17 protein-coding genes and 1 tRNA gene are annotated in these 16,682 nt (G+C 65.0%); 11 read left to right on the top strand and 7 right to left on the bottom strand.

The window, feature by feature from the left end; genetic code table 11:
• Positions 1 to 201: 201 nt before the first annotated feature.
• A complete protein-coding gene (locus AC1DJT_RS02625; RefSeq protein ID WP_476833473.1) occupies positions 202 to 1,218 on the top strand; it encodes a DUF4167 domain-containing protein in 1,017 nt (338 codons plus the stop codon).
• Between the two features lie 57 nt (positions 1,219 to 1,275).
• Here AC1DJT_RS02625 and AC1DJT_RS02620 read toward each other — a convergent pair whose 3' ends face one another.
• On the bottom strand, positions 1,276 to 2,067 hold the full coding sequence (locus AC1DJT_RS02620) for an MOSC domain-containing protein (RefSeq protein ID WP_441506059.1): 792 nt from the start codon (positions 2,065 to 2,067) through the stop codon (positions 1,276 to 1,278).
• Between the two features lie 99 nt (positions 2,068 to 2,166).
• Positions 2,167 to 2,448: a DUF2293 domain-containing protein gene (locus AC1DJT_RS02615; RefSeq protein WP_476833472.1), complete on the bottom strand. Its 282-nt coding sequence runs from the start codon at positions 2,446 to 2,448 to the stop codon at positions 2,167 to 2,169.
• A gap of 212 nt (positions 2,449 to 2,660) precedes the next feature.
• On the opposite strand from AC1DJT_RS02615, the gene clpB reads away from it, so the two are divergent.
• Positions 2,661 to 5,282: an ATP-dependent chaperone ClpB gene (clpB, locus tag AC1DJT_RS02610; RefSeq protein WP_441506060.1), complete on the top strand. Its 2,622-nt coding sequence runs from the start codon at positions 2,661 to 2,663 to the stop codon at positions 5,280 to 5,282.
• A gap of 163 nt (positions 5,283 to 5,445) precedes the next feature.
• On the opposite strand, the gene metW is transcribed toward clpB, so the two are convergent.
• Both metW and metX read right to left on the bottom strand, forming a co-directional pair.
• Positions 5,446 to 6,069, bottom strand: a complete 624-nt coding sequence (gene metW / locus AC1DJT_RS02605) for a methionine biosynthesis protein MetW (RefSeq protein WP_441490093.1) — start codon at positions 6,067 to 6,069, stop codon at positions 5,446 to 5,448.
• A 4-nt stretch (positions 6,070 to 6,073) separates the two neighbouring features.
• Positions 6,074 to 7,243, bottom strand: coding sequence for a homoserine O-acetyltransferase MetX (gene metX / locus AC1DJT_RS02600; RefSeq protein ID WP_476833471.1), 1,170 nt, complete (start codon positions 7,241 to 7,243; stop codon positions 6,074 to 6,076).
• A gap of 179 nt (positions 7,244 to 7,422) precedes the next feature.
• Between metX and AC1DJT_RS02595 the strand changes: the two genes are divergently transcribed.
• The 4 genes from AC1DJT_RS02595 (at position 7,423) to AC1DJT_RS02580 (ending at position 10,490) form a co-directional block, all read left to right on the top strand.
• A complete protein-coding gene (locus AC1DJT_RS02595) occupies positions 7,423 to 8,256 on the top strand; it encodes a chorismate mutase (protein WP_441490091.1) in 834 nt (277 codons plus the stop codon).
• Positions 8,257 to 8,291: 35 nt separating this feature from the next.
• The gene (locus tag AC1DJT_RS02590; RefSeq protein WP_441506062.1) at positions 8,292 to 9,401 is read left to right on the top strand and encodes a pyridoxal phosphate-dependent aminotransferase; all 1,110 of its coding nucleotides are present in this window, start codon (positions 8,292 to 8,294) and stop codon (positions 9,399 to 9,401) included.
• On the top strand, positions 9,398 to 10,345 hold the full coding sequence (locus AC1DJT_RS02585) for a prephenate/arogenate dehydrogenase family protein (protein WP_441506063.1): 948 nt from the start codon (positions 9,398 to 9,400) through the stop codon (positions 10,343 to 10,345). Before AC1DJT_RS02590 ends, AC1DJT_RS02585 begins: the two co-directional genes overlap by 4 nt.
• Before the next feature lie 69 nt (positions 10,346 to 10,414).
• A tRNA-Thr gene (locus tag AC1DJT_RS02580) sits at positions 10,415 to 10,490 on the top strand.
• Positions 10,491 to 10,745: 255 nt separating this feature from the next.
• On the opposite strand, the gene AC1DJT_RS02575 is transcribed toward AC1DJT_RS02580, so the two are convergent.
• The gene (locus tag AC1DJT_RS02575; RefSeq protein ID WP_476833470.1) at positions 10,746 to 11,135 is read right to left on the bottom strand and encodes a hypothetical protein; all 390 of its coding nucleotides are present in this window, start codon (positions 11,133 to 11,135) and stop codon (positions 10,746 to 10,748) included.
• Positions 11,136 to 11,705: 570 nt separating this feature from the next.
• On the opposite strand from AC1DJT_RS02575, the gene AC1DJT_RS02570 reads away from it, so the two are divergent.
• Complete coding sequence (locus AC1DJT_RS02570) at positions 11,706 to 11,990, top strand: hypothetical protein (protein ID WP_441506065.1); 285 nt, start codon at positions 11,706 to 11,708, stop codon at positions 11,988 to 11,990.
• A 90-nt stretch (positions 11,991 to 12,080) separates the two neighbouring features.
• On the opposite strand, the gene AC1DJT_RS02565 is transcribed toward AC1DJT_RS02570, so the two are convergent.
• Positions 12,081 to 12,293 (bottom strand): hypothetical protein, encoded by a 213-nt coding sequence (locus AC1DJT_RS02565; protein ID WP_476833469.1) that lies wholly within the window; start codon positions 12,291 to 12,293, stop codon positions 12,081 to 12,083.
• A 282-nt stretch (positions 12,294 to 12,575) separates the two neighbouring features.
• Here AC1DJT_RS02565 and AC1DJT_RS02560 point away from each other — a divergent pair, with 282 nt between their 5' ends.
• Both AC1DJT_RS02560 and AC1DJT_RS02555 read left to right on the top strand, forming a co-directional pair.
• Positions 12,576 to 12,773 (top strand): hypothetical protein, encoded by a 198-nt coding sequence (locus tag AC1DJT_RS02560; RefSeq protein WP_441490085.1) that lies wholly within the window; start codon positions 12,576 to 12,578, stop codon positions 12,771 to 12,773.
• A 295-nt stretch (positions 12,774 to 13,068) separates the two neighbouring features.
• Positions 13,069 to 13,482: a hypothetical protein gene (locus tag AC1DJT_RS02555; protein WP_476833468.1), complete on the top strand. Its 414-nt coding sequence runs from the start codon at positions 13,069 to 13,071 to the stop codon at positions 13,480 to 13,482.
• 76 nt (positions 13,483 to 13,558) lie between these two features.
• Here the strand turns inward: AC1DJT_RS02555 and AC1DJT_RS02550 are convergent, their stop codons facing one another.
• A complete protein-coding gene (locus tag AC1DJT_RS02550) occupies positions 13,559 to 14,809 on the bottom strand; it encodes an MgtC/SapB family protein (RefSeq protein ID WP_476833467.1) in 1,251 nt (416 codons plus the stop codon).
• A gap of 193 nt (positions 14,810 to 15,002) precedes the next feature.
• Here AC1DJT_RS02550 and AC1DJT_RS02545 point away from each other — a divergent pair, with 193 nt between their 5' ends.
• The gene (locus AC1DJT_RS02545) at positions 15,003 to 15,161 is read left to right on the top strand and encodes a hypothetical protein (RefSeq protein WP_441490082.1); all 159 of its coding nucleotides are present in this window, start codon (positions 15,003 to 15,005) and stop codon (positions 15,159 to 15,161) included.
• A gap of 197 nt (positions 15,162 to 15,358) precedes the next feature.
• The gene (locus tag AC1DJT_RS02540; RefSeq protein WP_441506069.1) at positions 15,359 to 16,597 is read left to right on the top strand and encodes an MFS transporter; all 1,239 of its coding nucleotides are present in this window, start codon (positions 15,359 to 15,361) and stop codon (positions 16,595 to 16,597) included.
• Positions 16,598 to 16,682: the final 85 nt, after the last annotated feature.

The raw sequence follows: 16,682 nt of genomic DNA, 5'->3' as shown, positions 1-16,682 counted from the left end.
TTCGGCTCATGGGGCGAGTTACCGCCTCTTTTGGAAACGAGCGCGTGAAGACCAAGAACGGCGCATTGCCCCTTCAGGTCGACTCCCTCCGGCACGGCGCCGCAACCCGCCGCGTGCCGGTACGCGTATGACAGTGACCCGGTTGCTTTGAACAGACAGAGCGCGAGATAGACGCGAATGAGACCAGGTCAGAACCGGCGTATGCGCGGCCGTAACAACAACAACAATAACAATAACAACAACGGCAATCGAAAGTCGCCCAACCCGTTGCAGCGCAGCTACGAGTCGAACGGCCCGGACGTCAAAGTTCGTGGTACCGCTCAGCATGTCGCGGAGAAGTACTTGCAGCTGGCGCGCGATGCCCAGTCGTCGGGTGATCCGGTCGCAGCTGAGAACTATTTCCAGCACGCTGAGCACTATTATCGCATCCTTCTCGCGGCGCAGGAGCAGATGGCCCAGCAATACGGCCATAGCTTCCCGCCGAATCGCGCCTTTGGTGAGGAGKGCGACGAGGGGGACGATGAGGGTGACGGCGATGAGAACGCTGCCTTCCCGCAGGGCTCGCCTCAGCCTGAGCTGCGGCATCAGGCTCAGGGAGGCGTGAACGGCAACGGCTATGGCCAGAATGCTGCCCCCCGTGGGGATGGCGAGGGCCAGGATGGCCAGCAGAACAACGGCCAACGCTTCGACCGCCCGCCCCGCACCGATCGCTTCAACGACCGCAACAACCGCCGTTTCGATCRCAATGATCGCCAGGACCGTGGCCCCGATCGTGGTGAACGCCGGTTCGACCGTCCCGAAGGCGGGCAGAACGGCCAGCCCGGGGGCTTCGCGCCGCGTTCCGAGCAGCCGGCTTCTACCGAGCAGGGCGAGAACGCCCCGGCGCAGAGCCAGGGCGAGCGTCGCTTCGAGCGYGGCGACCGGCCGGAGCGGGGGCCGCGTCCCGAGCGCGCCGAGCGTCGTCCGCGCCGGGAGGTCGAGCCTGAAGGCGAGGCGAACGATGTCGCTGCTTCGCTTCCGTCCTTCCTGACCAATCCGGTCCGGGTTCCGATCGCCGTCGCCGAGGAGCCCGTTGCGGCACCGGTCGAGGCTGCTGCTGCTCCTGCCGAAGCGCCGGCCGCCGAAGAGGCTGCCGCACCGAAGCGCACGCGCCGCCGCCGCTCGCCACGCGAAGTCATGGACGCGCTGGGTTCGGAAACCGATAGCGCTGCCGAGTAAGGCGCTCCGGTTTGACCAGATATGACAGGGGCCCGACGGGCCCCTGTTTTTTTTGGCTCAGGCGACGCCGAGGTCGAGCGTCGCTTGCGGGGCCTGGCTTTCGAGATGCATGCCAGCGGTCAGCGTGCCGCTACTCAGAATCTCGCAGTAGATTCCGCAGTCGACATGGCCATAGGTCTTCATCAACGCCTTCGGGATCTGGAGATCGCGGGCTCCGGTCTGCGGGTCGACATTGGTTGCCGCGCAGCGTTCGATTCGCTTGATCACACGCAGGCGCAGGCCCGACGGCGTGGACAGCTCCTGCCCGACCAGGTCGTTCTCCGCCCAGGCGGCCAGCCCCTCGACCATGACATTGCCGCGGAAGCGCAGCGGATCGAGCCGGGTGCCAAGGTGGTTGCCGAGATCCGCGACGCTGGCGAGGTTGATGATCGACATGAACCCCGAGCGTGAATCCATGAAGCGATAGCTTTGCGGGGCGGTGAGCAATTGCGGCTTGCCGCGCAGCTCGTCCGGCATGAAACCTTCAAAGAAGGCCGTCAGGGCCGCGTGGCCGTCCTGCGTCGTCATGTCGGCCCGCACGGTCTCGCGTCCATCCTGCCTGATGACAAGCGCGCGGCTTTCGTCGTCATAGCGCGTCTGCAGCCGTGCCAGCGATTCATTGCGCATCAGCATCAGATACTTGATCTTCGGCTGATGGACGGGCGCGGCCGGGTCGAAGCCGGAAGGGCCGTTCTCGATGGCGAAAAGCCGGTCTCCAGGGAAAAAGCCCCCCGTGCTCAGCGAAGCCGATTGCACGGGTTCGGGCGAGAGACCCTTGACGGGGTAGCGATAGAGCGAGGCGACACGCATGGAGTCTTTCAGTCCGCAGGCTGATCGGGCAGGGGTGATATAGCGGGTTCTACGAGGCGGGACCGATCAAATCCTTGCATCGGTTCGATCAGGTTGACTTCAAGCCTCCTCGGCCTCGGCCTCTTCGTTCTCCACGGAGCGCTGGCAGCCCCAGGCGGAGAGCACTGCATCGGTGTCMTCGACGACGAAAAAGCGCGCCGCGTCGCGGTCGTACCCTTCCGCCAGAAGCCGCTCGTAATCGGTATGGACGTGGCGGACATGGCTGCCGAGAGCGAGCCAGAGCGCCGTCGAGGGCGGCAGATCCTTCATGCGGCGGCGCTCGGCGAGCGCCAGGACCGCTTCGGCATCGGCAAGCGGAATGCCGGGGGCGAGCGCCCTCAACGCTTTGCGAATCGCCTGCTGTCGCCTTGTTCCCGCCATGGCCAAGGCTGAGCCTGTCGGAAGGGCGCCGTCAATCATTCGCAAGGGGCCCCCTTCCGTTGCGCGGATGTCACACTATCTTTGGTTGCGAAGGGTGTCCCTCGGGAGCCCTATCCTGATGAAAGGCAGCCGGATGCGTCGCCACGGGGCGTGCCGGCGGGCGGAGCGACAATATGAACATTGAGAAATACACCGACAGGGCAAAGGGTTTCCTGCAGGCGGCRCAGACGATTGCGCTGCGCGACGGACACCAGCAGTTTACGCCCGAACATCTTTTGAAAGCGCTGCTTGATGACAGCGAGGGCATGGCAGCCGGCCTGATCGATCGGTCGGGTGGCCAGTCGAAACTTGCCTTGCAACTGACCGATGCGGCGCTCGCAAAGCTGCCCAAGGTCAGCGGCGGTGGCGCCAGCGGCCTGCATCTGACGCCAGGCCTCGCCCGTGTCTTCGATACGGCGGAAAAGGCTGCGGACAAGGCCGGCGATTCCTTCGTCACGGTCGAGCGCCTTCTTCTGGCCCTCGCGGTCGAGAAGGAAACCGAGGCCGGCAAGGCGCTGGCCAAGGCCGGCGTGACGCCGCAGGCGCTGAATGCCGCGATCGAGGCGATCCGCAAGGGTCGCACCGCGGACTCAGCCTCTGCCGAGCAGGCCTATGACGCGCTGAAGAAATATGCGCGGGATCTCACCGCTGCTGCCCGCGAGGGCAAGCTCGACCCGGTCATTGGCCGCGACGAGGAGATCCGTCGCACCATCCAGGTGCTGAGCCGCCGCACCAAGAACAATCCCGTCCTGATCGGCGAGCCCGGCGTCGGCAAGACCGCCATCGCCGAGGGCCTTGCGTTGCGCATCGTCAATGGTGACGTGCCGGAGAGCCTGAAGGACAAGGAACTGCTTGCGCTCGACATGGGCTCGCTCATCGCGGGTGCGAAATATCGTGGCGAGTTCGAGGAGCGCCTGAAGGCGGTGCTCAACGAGGTCTCCAGCTCCGATGGTGGCGTCATCCTGTTCATCGACGAGATGCACACCCTGGTCGGTGCGGGCAAGACGGACGGCGCCATGGATGCCTCGAACCTGCTGAAGCCGGCGCTCGCGCGCGGCGAACTGCACTGCGTCGGCGCGACCACGCTCGACGAGTACCGCAAATATGTCGAGAAGGACGCCGCGCTTGCACGCCGCTTCCAGCCCGTCTTTGTCGACGAGCCGACGGTCGAGGATACGGTCTCGATCCTGCGCGGCCTCAAGGAGAAATACGAGCAGCATCACCGCGTTCGCATCACGGACTCGGCGCTTGTCTCGGCCGCGACCCTGTCGAACCGCTACATCACCGACCGCTTCCTGCCCGACAAGGCGATCGACCTTGTCGACGAGGCTTCGGCGCGCCTACGCATGCAGGTCGATTCGAAGCCCGAGGAGCTGGATTCGATCGACCGCGAGATCGTGCGCCTGCGCATCGAGCAGGAGGCTCTCAAGAAGGAGAGCGACAGCGGCTCGAAGGAGCGGTTGAAGCGGCTGGAATCCGAACTCGCCGATCTTGAAACGCGTTCGGCCACAATCACGGCCCGCTGGAAGGCGGAGAAGGACAAGCTCGGCCAGGCGGCCGAGATCAAGACCAAGCTCGACAATGCCCGCAACGAACTGGCCCAGGCGCAGCGCAAGGGCGAGTATCAGCGTGCAGGCGAGCTCGCCTATGGCGAGATCCCGCAATTGGAGAAGCAGCTCGCCGAGGTCGAGGCGATTGGCGATACCTCTGGCATGGTGGAAGAGGCGGTGACGCCTGACCATGTTGCGCAGGTCGTCAGCCGCTGGACCGGTGTGCCGGTCGACCGCATGCTTGAAGGCGAGAAGGACAAGCTGCTCCGGATGGAGGAGGTGCTGGCAGCGCGAGTCGTCGGCCAGCGTGAGGCGGTGGAGGCGGTCTCGACAGCCGTGCGGCGTGCCCGTGCCGGCCTGCAGGACCCGAACCGGCCGATCGGCTCCTTCATGTTCCTCGGACCCACGGGTGTCGGCAAGACCGAGCTTACCAAGGCGCTGGCGTCGTTCCTGTTCGACGACGATACGGCGATGGTGCGCCTCGACATGTCGGAATACATGGAGAAGCACTCGGTCTCGCGTCTCATCGGCGCGCCTCCCGGCTATGTCGGTTACGAAGAAGGTGGAGCACTGACCGAAGCCGTACGGCGCCGACCCTATCAGGTCGTCCTTTTCGACGAGGTCGAGAAGGCGCATCCGGACGTCTTCAACGTGCTCCTGCAGGTGCTCGACGATGGTCGTCTGACGGACGGTCAGGGCCGCACGGTCGATTTCCGCAACGTGCTGATCATCATGACCTCGAATCTCGGTTCGGAGTTCCTGGTGAACCAGCCCGAAGGGCAGGACAGCGACGCCGTGCGTGACGATGTCATGGGCGTGGTCAGGCAGGTTTTCCGGCCCGAGTTCCTGAACCGTATCGACGACATCATCCTGTTCCATCGCCTTAAGCGGGCGGATATGGGGGCGATCGTCGATATCCAGCTGGCACGCCTCGCCAGGCTGCTGACCGACCGCAAGATMGTGCTCGATCTCTCCGAAGACGCCCGCGCCTGGCTGGCCGACAAGGGCTACGATCCCGCCTATGGCGCACGTCCGCTGAAGCGGGTAATCCAGAAAACGGTGCAGGACCCGCTGGCGGAACTGCTGCTCGCCGGCAAGGTCACGGATGGCGAGACGGTGAAGGTCACCGTTGGGCCGACCGGGTTGATGCTGGGCGATGTCAGCGTCACCCGCGAAAGGCGGCCTGAGGGCGTGCCGCTGAACTAATAGGGACGGTACGACCTCGTTCTTCCCAACTGGGAAGGAGGCAGCGACCGCCGCGAGATGGATGAGGGAAGGGCCGCGCAAGCGGCCCTTTTCTCGTTTTAGGGCTGCGCTGCGCCGATCCGCCGACGCTTCGTCCGGCACTCGGTCTCGGGAGCGGGAGGGCTCAGCCTCGCTTCAGCAGGAACACCGCCTGCGCGCCGAACAGGTTCCAGAACCACCAGGGTGCGCTGACGCCAACCTTGCCGCCCGCCGCATCGAGCGCGACGGCGCGCTCCTTCTGTGCGCCGACGACATCGCACAGGGTGACGAAGTCGCGGATCGTGCAGAAATGGATGTTCGGGGTGTCCCACCAGGAATAGGGCAGGGCATCGGTCACCGGCATCTGGCCGCGGAAGAAGATCTGGCTGCGCATGCGCCAATGCCCGAAATTCGGGAAGGAGATGATGGCGCGACGGCCGATGCGCAGCATGTGCTCCAGAACCAGGCGCGGATTGCGCGTCGCCTGGATCGTCTGGGAGAGGATGACGTAGTCGAAGGAATCATCGGGATAGTCGGCGAGGTCGGTATCGGCGTCGCCCTGGATCACCGACAGCCCCCGCGCGACGCAGCCCGCGACACCCTCGCGAGACAGTTCGATGCCGCGTGCGTCGACCTGGCGCGTCTCGGCCAGCAGGGCCAGCAATGCGCCGTCGCCGCAGCCGACATCGAGCACGCGCGTGCCCGGCGTCACCATCTCGGCGACGAGCTTGAGGTCGATGCGATTGGTATAGGTCTCGCTCAGCGCCATGGCCTCACAACCCTCTTGCCCGAGCTGCCGCATTGATGAAGCCGCGCGTGGTCGCAAACAGGTTCGGTTCCTCCAGCAGGAAGGCGTCGTGGCCCTTGTCGCTTTCAAGCTCGACGAAGGAGACCGAAGCGCCGGCAGCATTGAGCGCATGAACGACGGCACGCGAATCCGCGGTCGGGAACAACCAGTCCGAGGTGAAGGAGGCGACGCAGAAGCGCGTCTTCGTGCCCGCGAAGGCCTTGGCGAGCACGCCGTCATGATCGGCGGCGATGTCGAAATAATCCATCGCGCGCGTCACATAGAGATAGGAATTGGCGTCGAAGCGTTCGACGAAGCTCAGGCCCTGGTGCCGCAGGTAGCTTTCGACCTGGAAATCGGCATCGAAGGAGAAGGTCGGCGCCTCGCGATCCTGCAGCTTGCGGCCGAATTTCCGGTGCAGAGCGGGTTCCGACAGATAGGTGATATGCGCACCCATGCGCGCCACGGAGAGGCCTTTGGACGGACGCGTGCCTTCTTCGAGATAGCGCCCGCCGCGCCAGTCAGGATCGGCCATCACCGCCTGGCGGCCGACTTCGTGGAAAGCGATGTTCTGGGCCGAGTGCTTGGCGGAGGTCGCAAGCGGCAGCGCCGAGAAGACGCGTGCGGGATAGCTCGCTGCCCATTCCAGCACCTGCATGCCGCCCATCGAGCCGCCGGCGACGCAGAACAGCGACTCGATGCCGAGCGCATCGACCAGATGCGCCTGTGCCCGCACCATGTCGCGGATCGTCACCATCGGGAAGCCGAGGCCCCAGGGCTTGCCGGTGTCCGGGTTGGTCGAGGCCGGCCCCGTCGTGCCGGTGCAGCCGCCGACGACATTGGCGCAGATCACGAAGAAGCGGTCGGTGTCGATCGGTTTGCCGGGGCCGATCATCGCCGCCCACCAGCCGCCCTTGCCGGTGATCGGGTTGCGGCTGGCGACATGCTGGTCGCCGGTCAGGGCATGACAGACGAGGACGGCATTCGACCGGGCCGCATTGAGTTCGCCATAGGTCTGGTAGGCGATCTGCCAGCTGTCGAGCGCCACGCCGCAATCCATCACCAGCGGCGTGGCTGCGTCGAACCGGACGAYCGGGCTCGAGGGATCGTTCGCTTCCTTCAGCGGGTCTGCAAGGCTCAGGATTTCGTCGCGCATCGTCGTCCGCTTTGACAGGCTGATTTGTCTTGCCGGTCGGCTCGTTCGAAAGATCGAACTTACCGATGGCGTGCCGCAGGCGCGCTGTCAACGCGGCCCCGCGCGAAGCTGGCTTTGCTAAGCGCGGGCTTGAGGTCTAAGAGACGCGCGTCCGTCGCCTCACGCGCCAAGATCACGCCATGACCGAAATCGCTCCGACCACCCTTGCCGATCTGCGCGGTGAGATCGACCGCATCGACAGCGAGATGCACGCGCTCTTGATGGAGCGCTCGCAGATCATCGAAACGCTGATCGCCGTGAAGAAGACGCAGGTGTCGGGTTCGGCATTCCGGCCCGGCCGCGAGGCCGACATGATGAAGCGGCTGGCGCTGCGTCATAAGGGCCTGCTGCCACTCGACACCGTCGAGGGCATCTGGCGCATCATCATCGCGACCTTCACCTATGTTCAGGCGAATTACGCCGTCCATGCCGATGTCTCGGGCGGCGACGCGGCGATGCGCGATTCCGCGCGGTTCCATTTCGGCTTCACCGTGCCCTTCGTTACCCACGAGCATGCGCGTGCGGTGATCGCTGCCGTTGCCGAATCCGCTGGGGATCTCGGCATCTTCCGCATGGACCTCGGCGCCAGCGCCGGTGTCTGGTGGCGCGATCTCATCGGCCCGGAGCGGCCGAAGATCATCGCGCGCCTGCCCTTCATCGAGCGGCCTGACCATCCCGCGGGCACACCGGTCTACTGCATCGCCAAGCCGCTTGCGGATGCGGCCGTGCGCGAGATCGTGCTTTATGCCGCCAGGGTTGAACGCTGGTCGGAGACGCTGCGTGCAGGTCTCGCCCAGCATCTCGCCGAGGTCTCCGCCAGCGCCGCCGACGGTTCGCATCTTTCGCTGCTGGTCGCTGCTTCGGGAGAAGTCGAGCAGAGCGCGATCCGTGCCGCGCTCGAACCTGCGGGCCTCAGCGAGTTCGCCGAAATCGGCAGCCACGCCGCCCGTTTTGCCGTCAAGCCAGTCCGCTGATCTCCATCTCATTCCCCTGACAAGGTCCACAAGCCATGGCCACGCCTGCTTCCCGCCCTGTTCCGCGTCCCGGTGTCCTCGATATCGAGGCCTATGTGCCCGGCAAGTCCACGGCTCCGGCGGGGGTGAAGCTGCATAAGCTTTCCTCGAACGAGACCCCGCTCGGCCCGAGCCCGAAGGCAATCGCCGCCTTTGACAGCCTCAAGGGCAAGCTCGAGCTCTATCCGGACGGCTCKGCCACCAAGCTGCGTGAGGCGATCGCGTCGCGCTACGGCCTCGACCCCGCACGCCTCGTGTGCGGCTCGGGATCCGACGAATTGCTGCAACTCGTCACCAAGACCTATCTCGGCGACGATGACGAGGGCATCTTCACCGAGCACGGATTCCTCGTTTACCGCATCGCCATCCTGGCGGCCGGCGGCAAGCCCGTGGTCGTGCCCGAGGCCAATCTCACCGCCGATGTCGACGCGATCCTGAAGGCGGTGACGCCACGGACGAAGATCGTCTTCCTCGCCAATCCCAACAACCCGACCGGCACCTATCTGCCCTTCGAGGAGGTCAAGCGCCTGCATGCCGGCCTGCCCTCCGATGTGCTGCTGGTGCTCGACGCCGCCTATGCCGAATATGTCCGTCGCAACGACTATGCGTCGGGGCTCGAACTGGTGGCGACCAACGAGAACGTCGTGATGGCGCGCACCTTCTCAAAGATCTACGGCCTCGCCAATCTGCGCCTCGGCTGGCTCTACGGGCCTGCCCATGTCATCGATGCGCTCAACCGCGTCCGCGGCCCGTTCAACGTCAACGGCGCGGCGATCGAGGCCGGCACCGCTGCGATCGCCGACGAAGCCCATGTCGCGGCCGCGCTCCAGCACAACGAGACCTGGCTCGCCTGGACGACGGCCGAGGTGGAAAGGCTCGGCCTGACCGTCACGCCGTCGGTCGGCAACTTCATCCTGATCCATTTCCCAAAAACCTCCGGCAAGACGGCGAAGGAGGCTGACGCCTTCCTGAGCCAGCGTGGGCTGATCCTGCGCAGCGTCGGGGCCTATGGCCTGCCGGACGCGCTGCGCATGACAATCGGCTCCGAGGAGGCGAACCGCCTCGTCGTTGCGGCGCTTGGCGACTTCCTGGCCGGCAAGCAATGACGGCGACGACCGAGAGCTTTGCTCCGCGGCGTGAGGAGCCGATCTTCGGCTGCCTCGCGATCATCGGCATCGGGCTGATCGGCTCGTCGATCGCCCATGCGGCCAAGGATCTCAATCTGGCCGGGCGCATCGTCCTGAGCGACCGGGACGAGGGCGTGCGGGCCCGCGCCCGCGAGCTCGATCTCGGCCATGAGGTGGCGGAGACCGTGCAGGCCGCCGTGGCCGATGCCGATCTGGTCATTCTCTGCGTGCCCGTCGGCGCCTGCGGTGCGGTCGCAGGTGAGATCGCGTCTGCCCTGAAGCAGGGCGCGATCGTCTCGGATGTCGGCTCGGTCAAGAACGCGGTGGTCGAGGCTGTCGCGCCGCATCTGCCAGCGGGCGTGCATTTCGTCCCGGCCCATCCGGTTGCGGGCACAGAGAATTCCGGCCCGGATGCGGGCTTTGCCAGCCTCTTCCTGAATCGCTGGTGCATCCTCACTCCGCCGGACGGCAGCGATGACGGCGCGGTTTCGCGCACCCGGCATTTCTGGGAGGGCATGGGCGCCCTGGTCGAGGTGATGAGTGCGCAGCATCATGATCTCGTGCTTGCCGTCACCAGCCATCTGCCGCACCTGATCGCCTACAATATCGTCGGCACGGCCGAGGATCTCGAGGCGGTGACCCAGTCCGAGGTGATCAAGTTCTCGGCCGGCGGCTTTCGCGATTTCACCCGCATCGCGGCATCCGACCCGACGATGTGGCGCGACGTCTTCCTGCACAACAAGGAAGCGGTTCTGGAGATGCTGGGGCGCTTCAGCGAAGACCTTTCGGTGCTGACCCGCGCCATTCGCTTCGGCGATGGCGAGACCCTGCACAAGCATTTCACCCGCACCCGCGCCATCCGCCGTGGCATCGTCGCGCTCGGCCAGGAAAAGCCCGAAACGGAAAAGCTGCGCAAATCGTGAGAAGACGGGGCATGTTCTGCTCCGTTCGTCTTGCCAAGATTGGGCAGGGCTGGTAGAGCCCCACCCGTCGCCGCAATAGCTCAGCTGGTAGAGCACCTCATTCGTAATGAGGGGGTCGGGGGTTCGAATCCCTCTTGCGGCACCATCCAACCCCTTGAGGTTGTCGATTTTCCTAGATAATTCCGGCCTGAAGTCGCGCAGACTTGGAAGTTTCGCTTGGCGAGATCGATCGCCACGGCTCCTCCTTCCAACGCGCCTTCATGGCGCTCGCGGGCACCTTACGGTGCCGGCCGGAGGGGGGCATCCACCCCATCAGTTCACAGTGCAGGCCGCCGCTCGAGACCAAGCGCCCACGGCTCCTAGGCTCGAACCAATTCTCTGCGGCCAATAAGTCAAGTAGTCAGTTCTGGGGCACAACGGTTAGCGGTCGGCCATACGGATTTCCTGCCCCGTAGGGGTTGTTGATGCTGTCAGACGAATACGGGCTGCCGTATCGTCCGTAAGGATTGCTCGTGCTGTCTGGATCGTATGGATTCGCGCTGAGGCGACCTCGATAGTTACCGTCTTGGTCATAGAGCTTCGGCGCGTTTGTTGCGTAAGGGTTCTTTGCTGACTCGTTGCTGTAAGGCGAGCCGTAGCGGCCGTAGGGGTTGTTCAAGCTGTCCGGATTGTACGGGTTACCGGCTCCATACGGATTGTTGATGCACCGGGAATCATAGGGGCAATTTTKGGCGGTGGCTGTACCACTGATGCCAATGACGGCAACTGCCGCGAACAATGCCTGTTTCATCGTGACCACCTGCCGTCGAGTCTCTTGCGTCATCCCGGCGCGAAGATAGCATTCGCGCCCATTTTTGCTAGACGTTGGGCAAGCGCCGTGAGGGGCGTATCGCCAGACTTGCTTCAAAACGCTTCCGCCTGTGGAAAGCTCACTTGGAGCGCCGCGGCGTTTTTGATTGTTGGCCTTATGGATACTTGAATTAGAAAAATATTTTAAATTTGAATGCCATATAGATTTCTTACGGTTCCCTCCTGCGCACCATTGTTTAGCTTGGTTTCACAAGCATTCCGGATCAGCCGTAGGGCCAATCTGGGGCAAAGAGCCGAGCGTTTCCTCGGTCTTATGCTGCTGATCACGAATCGCGAAGCATCACTTCCGAGTGGCGGCCTGCTTTGCATATGTCCGGTAGCAATGCGGGCAAGTCGGCTTCCCGCTCGCAAATGCCATGCTGTCAGGCTCTAGGCGCTGAACGATATGGGTGTGTGGCAGGCGGAAGGTACCTACTCGCGAGCTGCCTGAATGGCTCACACACGATCCGATCAGCAGCGAGTGCTCGCTRCGCCTGCAGGAGGAGATTTCATGTCCTATGTCGATGAACTCGAGCCGCTCATTCGGTTGGAGCAGGAGCTGCGGCAGACGATCGCGCTGAGCCTCGCGGAAGAGAGGGGCCAACCCCACGTCGGGGCCCCGACCGAGGAGCAATTGCTCGCTGCCGATGAGGCGATCGCGGCTTGGGCCGAGGAGGTCGATTTCGAGCAGGACATGCGCGCTTTCCGGCCGCTGACGCCTCTGCAGACGCTGCTCGCCCAACATCTCGGGATATGCGAGCGCATTTTCGACATCCGCGACAGGCGGCTGTCCTGACCAGGATAAGGTCAATCGGGAGCAAGGCCGGGACGCTCCCGCGCGAGCCGGAACGGCCCGAGCGACCCGGCTGCCCCATGTTTCGCAGGTCTAGCTGCCAGCCGTCTCCTCGGCCGTCGCCTTGTCGAGAATCTCGACCACCTCTTCCAGGCTCTCCCTCACGCCGAGCATGAAGTCCTTGCGGAAGCCGATGATGGTGTCCGGCGGGTTGCCCTTGAACGTATAGACCACGCTGACCTGCGMGGGATTGACGTAGACGGGCTTCCCATCGGAGGGCGAAGTGAACTTGCAGAGCTTAGGCATGATCTCTTCCGTCAATGGCGATTCGATGAGCAGAGCTATACGGCAAGGCGGCCGCTCGACGAAAACGCCGGGCGTTGGTGCCAGCCAGCTGATGAAGATCGGCGTCACAATTTGGCGTAGCGAGAGCCGTGTCCGACGACGGCGGAACGTCGCTTGGGCATGCCGTCCCGGACCCAGCATTCCCACTCGGGCATCCCTGCGTCACGCTAAGTGAGGTGCCTCACATATCCGACCGGCCGGAATGCGTAGTCTTTCACGCACTGACGAATGTCGGAGCGCACCATGAGCCCCACCTGTGACGAGAAGCTTGAGCAGTTCCGGCGCAGGGAGGTCGAACGCGCGCAGAAGGCAGGCCTGTCAGCCTATATCCTGAACGAAGACGGCAGCGTGATCCGCATCGCTCCCGACGGCAGGCTAGATCTGATTGTCGTTCAACTCGGTAGCCAACACGCACAGGCCCCCGGGGCTCGCTCTCGATAGCTCACGGCCCGACCTCGGGCAGTCGTACTGCTTGCCCCGGGGCAGTCCCCGAGCCCCGATGTTGGCGGATATCGCCTGGGCCGCTTGACGGTGTCATGCCGCGTCAGCTCGCTCGCCCGCCGCGTTCACAGGTCGATCGCAGCCTCGGTCAATGACGAGCGGCAGCCACCGGAGGCGCCGACTCGCGACTCGACACGGGCCTGCAACAGGTGTGATCTCGACAAGAGCGCCGAGGGCTGCGACGACGCAGGCCTTCCAAGCCGTGCAAGTGCTGGTTGTTCCGGGAGGTCTCACCATGACGCGCAGGTTCACCGCAGCTTTGTCCTTCATGCTCTCCCTGGTTCTGGCAGCGCCGGCCGGGGCGCAGATCGGCACGCCAGGGAACGCGCCGCTCACACCTGGTGGCCCCAGGCAAGGTCTTGGGCCCCCCTCGCTCAKCGACAGTGTGCCGGATATCCGATTGCATTCGAGTGGCGGCGGGATCCCGGGCGCAGGCCCGCCGATCGGCTATGGAGGCACGCAGCCGCTGGGCAACGCCGGCATCGGGGCCGGATATGGCATGGTCGATCGCCGCGCGGTCAGAACGACCGGCCGGCACTGCCAGACATCGAGCCGGATCTGCGTGCTGAAGGGCACGGCGCCTGTCAGGTCCGGGTGCTCATGCCGATTGTCCAATGGCAAACGCGCGCGGGGCCATGTCGTGCCGTGAGGCTGCCGAACGGAGGCCGTTGAGCCCGACGGGAGCCCGAGCCAACTACGCCTCGCGCCCCGCTGGAAGGCGCGACCTATCGAAACCCCGCCAGAAGCCCTGCTGCGACGGCGAGGCCGCTTACGCAGCCGACGCGCAAGCMAAGCGCCATGCCGCCCGTGGAGGCGGCGAGCCCGGCCTTGACCAACGTGTTGACGCCTGTCGCGAGCAGGATCGCATGGCCCGCGAGCGTCGGGTCAATGACGCCGAGCGCCATGCGCGACATCGAGATCACGACGGCATCGACATCAGCAATGCCGGACAGAGCGGCCGTGGCGAGCACGCCCGCATCGCCGAAATGCTGCTGCAGCAGGCGTGYGGCAAGCATCACCACCGCGATGAACGCTGCCATCTTCAGAGCGGAGCCGAGTTCCAGTGGATTCGAGATCTTCAGCTCCGGGCGCTCGGAGGAGCCGCCAGTGTTGATCAGCATGAGGCCGGCGCCTGCCGCCAGGACGCCGCCGGCGCAGGCAAGGGGCAGTGCAAGGAGCGGGATCAGGACCGGGTTCAATGCCATCGCGACCACAGCGACGCGCAGGACCATCACCACCCCGGCGATGAGGATGCCGGCGCTGAGCAGACGGCCGGAATCAGAATGCTGGCGCGCGAGCCCGGCCAGGGTCAGCGTTGTCGCGGTGGAGGAGGCGAGGCCGCCGGCGACCGCCGCCATGATCACGCCAAGGCGGTCGCCAAAGATCCGGACCGCGACATAGCCTCCGAAGGACACGGCCGCGATCAGGATGGCGAGCAGCCAGATCGAATAGGGATTGATCGATCCCCATGGGTCGATCGGGCGGTTCGGCAAAATCGGAAGCAACAGGAACGACATCGCGAGCAGGGTCAGGACCGAGCGGATTTCCTGCCAGCTCAGCGAGGCCACCCACCGGTGCAGCTGTTCGCGCAACGCCAGCAGCAAGGTCATCGCGACTGCGCCTGCAATCGCCGCAGTGAGATCGCCCACCACGGCGAGCGCGCCCAGCATGAAGGTCAGCATCCCGGCGATGACTGAGGTCGCACTGACATTCTGCTCGGCGCGCGCCTCCAGCCAGTGGAAGGCGCCGAAAGCCGCACTGTATCCGAGAAAGACCAGGCCGATCGCGATGCCCCCGAGCTGCTGGCCGATGGCTCCGGTCACGCCGCCGAGCAGCCCGGACAGCGCGAAGGTGCGCAGGCCCGCGGCGCGCTGGTGGTCATCCTCGTCGCGCGTGCGCCAGCCACGTTCGAGACCGACCACGAGCCCGATGGCGAGGGAAACGGCGAGGCGGCTCAGGAGGGCGTGTTCATCCATATCGGTCTGCGGCTTGGCTCGGGCGTGGCGATCGTTCGACGAGCATATCGGAAGCGGCCGGTTCGGATAGCGCCCAGGGCGCATCCCATGTGGCACCCGCGGCTGTCATCTGCAGGTCATGCAGGCGGTCTTTAGACCAGCCCATGTCGTCATCGCGGGCGGCCTGGCCCGTCTTATGCTTGGTGAGTTGGTCATGAATCGGCTGGTCATTATCTACTCGGAAGAGGACTACGCCTGCGCTTGCGAGCGCCTCGAGGAACTGCGCACCAGGCCGGATTGCCGGGCGAAGGACGAGGAACTCGACGCGATCCATGATGCCATGCTCGCCTGGGAGCTGAGGCAGGACGACTGACATCCAGCGGATGGTTCTGCTGCTCGCCCGTCGCGAACTGGCAGGCACCCGAGTCCATGTTGCGACGCACTCAGCCCACATTCTCACGCTAGCCACCCTGGACCGCCCGAAGAATCTCCGGGGCGGACGTCGCATTCCTGCGGGCGCGCGACACTCTGGCCGGCATCTCTCGGCCGCTAGCGAAAGGAGCCTGGCCGATGCTCGTGCAGATCGGAACTCTCATCGCCGCGACGAGCCTCATTCAGCTCGCGAACGGCTTCTTCAACACCTTCCTGTCCCTGCGGCTGACGATCGAGGATTTCGGTTCCACGCTGAACGGCGTCGTGCTCAGCGCCTATTTCATCGGCTTCACCATCGGGGCGGTCGGGTCCGGGCAGGTGATCCAGCGCATCGGCCATATCCGCGCCTATGCCGCATTCGCGGGCATGGTGGTGGTTGCGACAGCCACGATGCCGCTTCTTGTCTCGCCATTGGCCTGGATCGTTTGCCGCGCCGTCATCGGCATGGGCTGCGTCGGCCTGTTCATCACCACGGAGAGCTGGCTGAACGCCAAGGCGCAGGCGGATCAGCGCGGGCGGGTGTTCTCGATCTACATGGTCGGCACGTTCCTGGCGCTGGCGCTCGGCCAGTTGCTGATCGGCAAACTCGCCATTCACTCCATGACGCCCTTCAACATCATCGCCGTGCTCTTTGCACTTGCCCTGGTGATGGTCAGCACGACGCGCGCCGAGGCGCCGGGGATCGCACCGGAGGCGACGCTGCGCTATGGCGAGTTGACCCGGCAGGCGCCGGTGGCCGTGGTCGGCTGCGTCATCAGTGGCATGATCAGCAGCGCCTTCTACGCGCTCGTACCGGCCTGGATGCTGAGCAATGGCGTGCCGCAGCAGACGATCGCGCTCTTCATGCTGGTCGCGGTGCTGGGCGGTCTGGCGCTTCAGGTTCCGGTTGGGCGCCTGTCTGATCGTGGCGACCGCCGGCTGGTTCTGGCCGGCCTCGCGCTCGGCTTTGCGGCGGCGGCGCTGCTGCTGGTCATGTTGCCCCCGAAGCTTGCAGCGGTGCTGCCCGTGGCGGCGGTGCTCGGCGGCTTCATGTCGACGCTCTATCCGGTCTGCGTCGCCCATGCGCTCGATCGCATGCCCTCAGATCGCGTCGTTGCCGTCAGCGGCAGGTTGATCCTGGTCAGCGGCTTCGGCTCGGCCCTGGGGCCGATGCTCGGCGCCGCCGTCATGTCGCGCTTCGATATTGGCGGGCTGCTCTATTTCATGGCGGCCGCGACCATCCTGCTCGCCGCGGTCTCCGGCCTGCGCGTGCTCGTCAAGGCGCCGCCTGTCCGGGTCGAGCGTCCCTTCGAGATCATCGACCCATTGACGGCACCGATCTCGCAGGAGCCGGAAGCGACGGATCCGGACGGAACGCCGCGCGCTGTCCCCGCCTGAAGCGTGCGGCGGGCAGCCTCAGGCATCGGCCCGAAAAGTGGATTACGGTTTTCGGGAAAGCCGATGCAAGCACAGAGAATCATCG

Source organism: Allobosea sp. 05T422_2 (assembly GCF_056396265.1).
The sequence above is the reverse complement of the archived record's forward strand: the minus strand, read 5'-3'. Positions and strand labels throughout refer to the sequence as shown.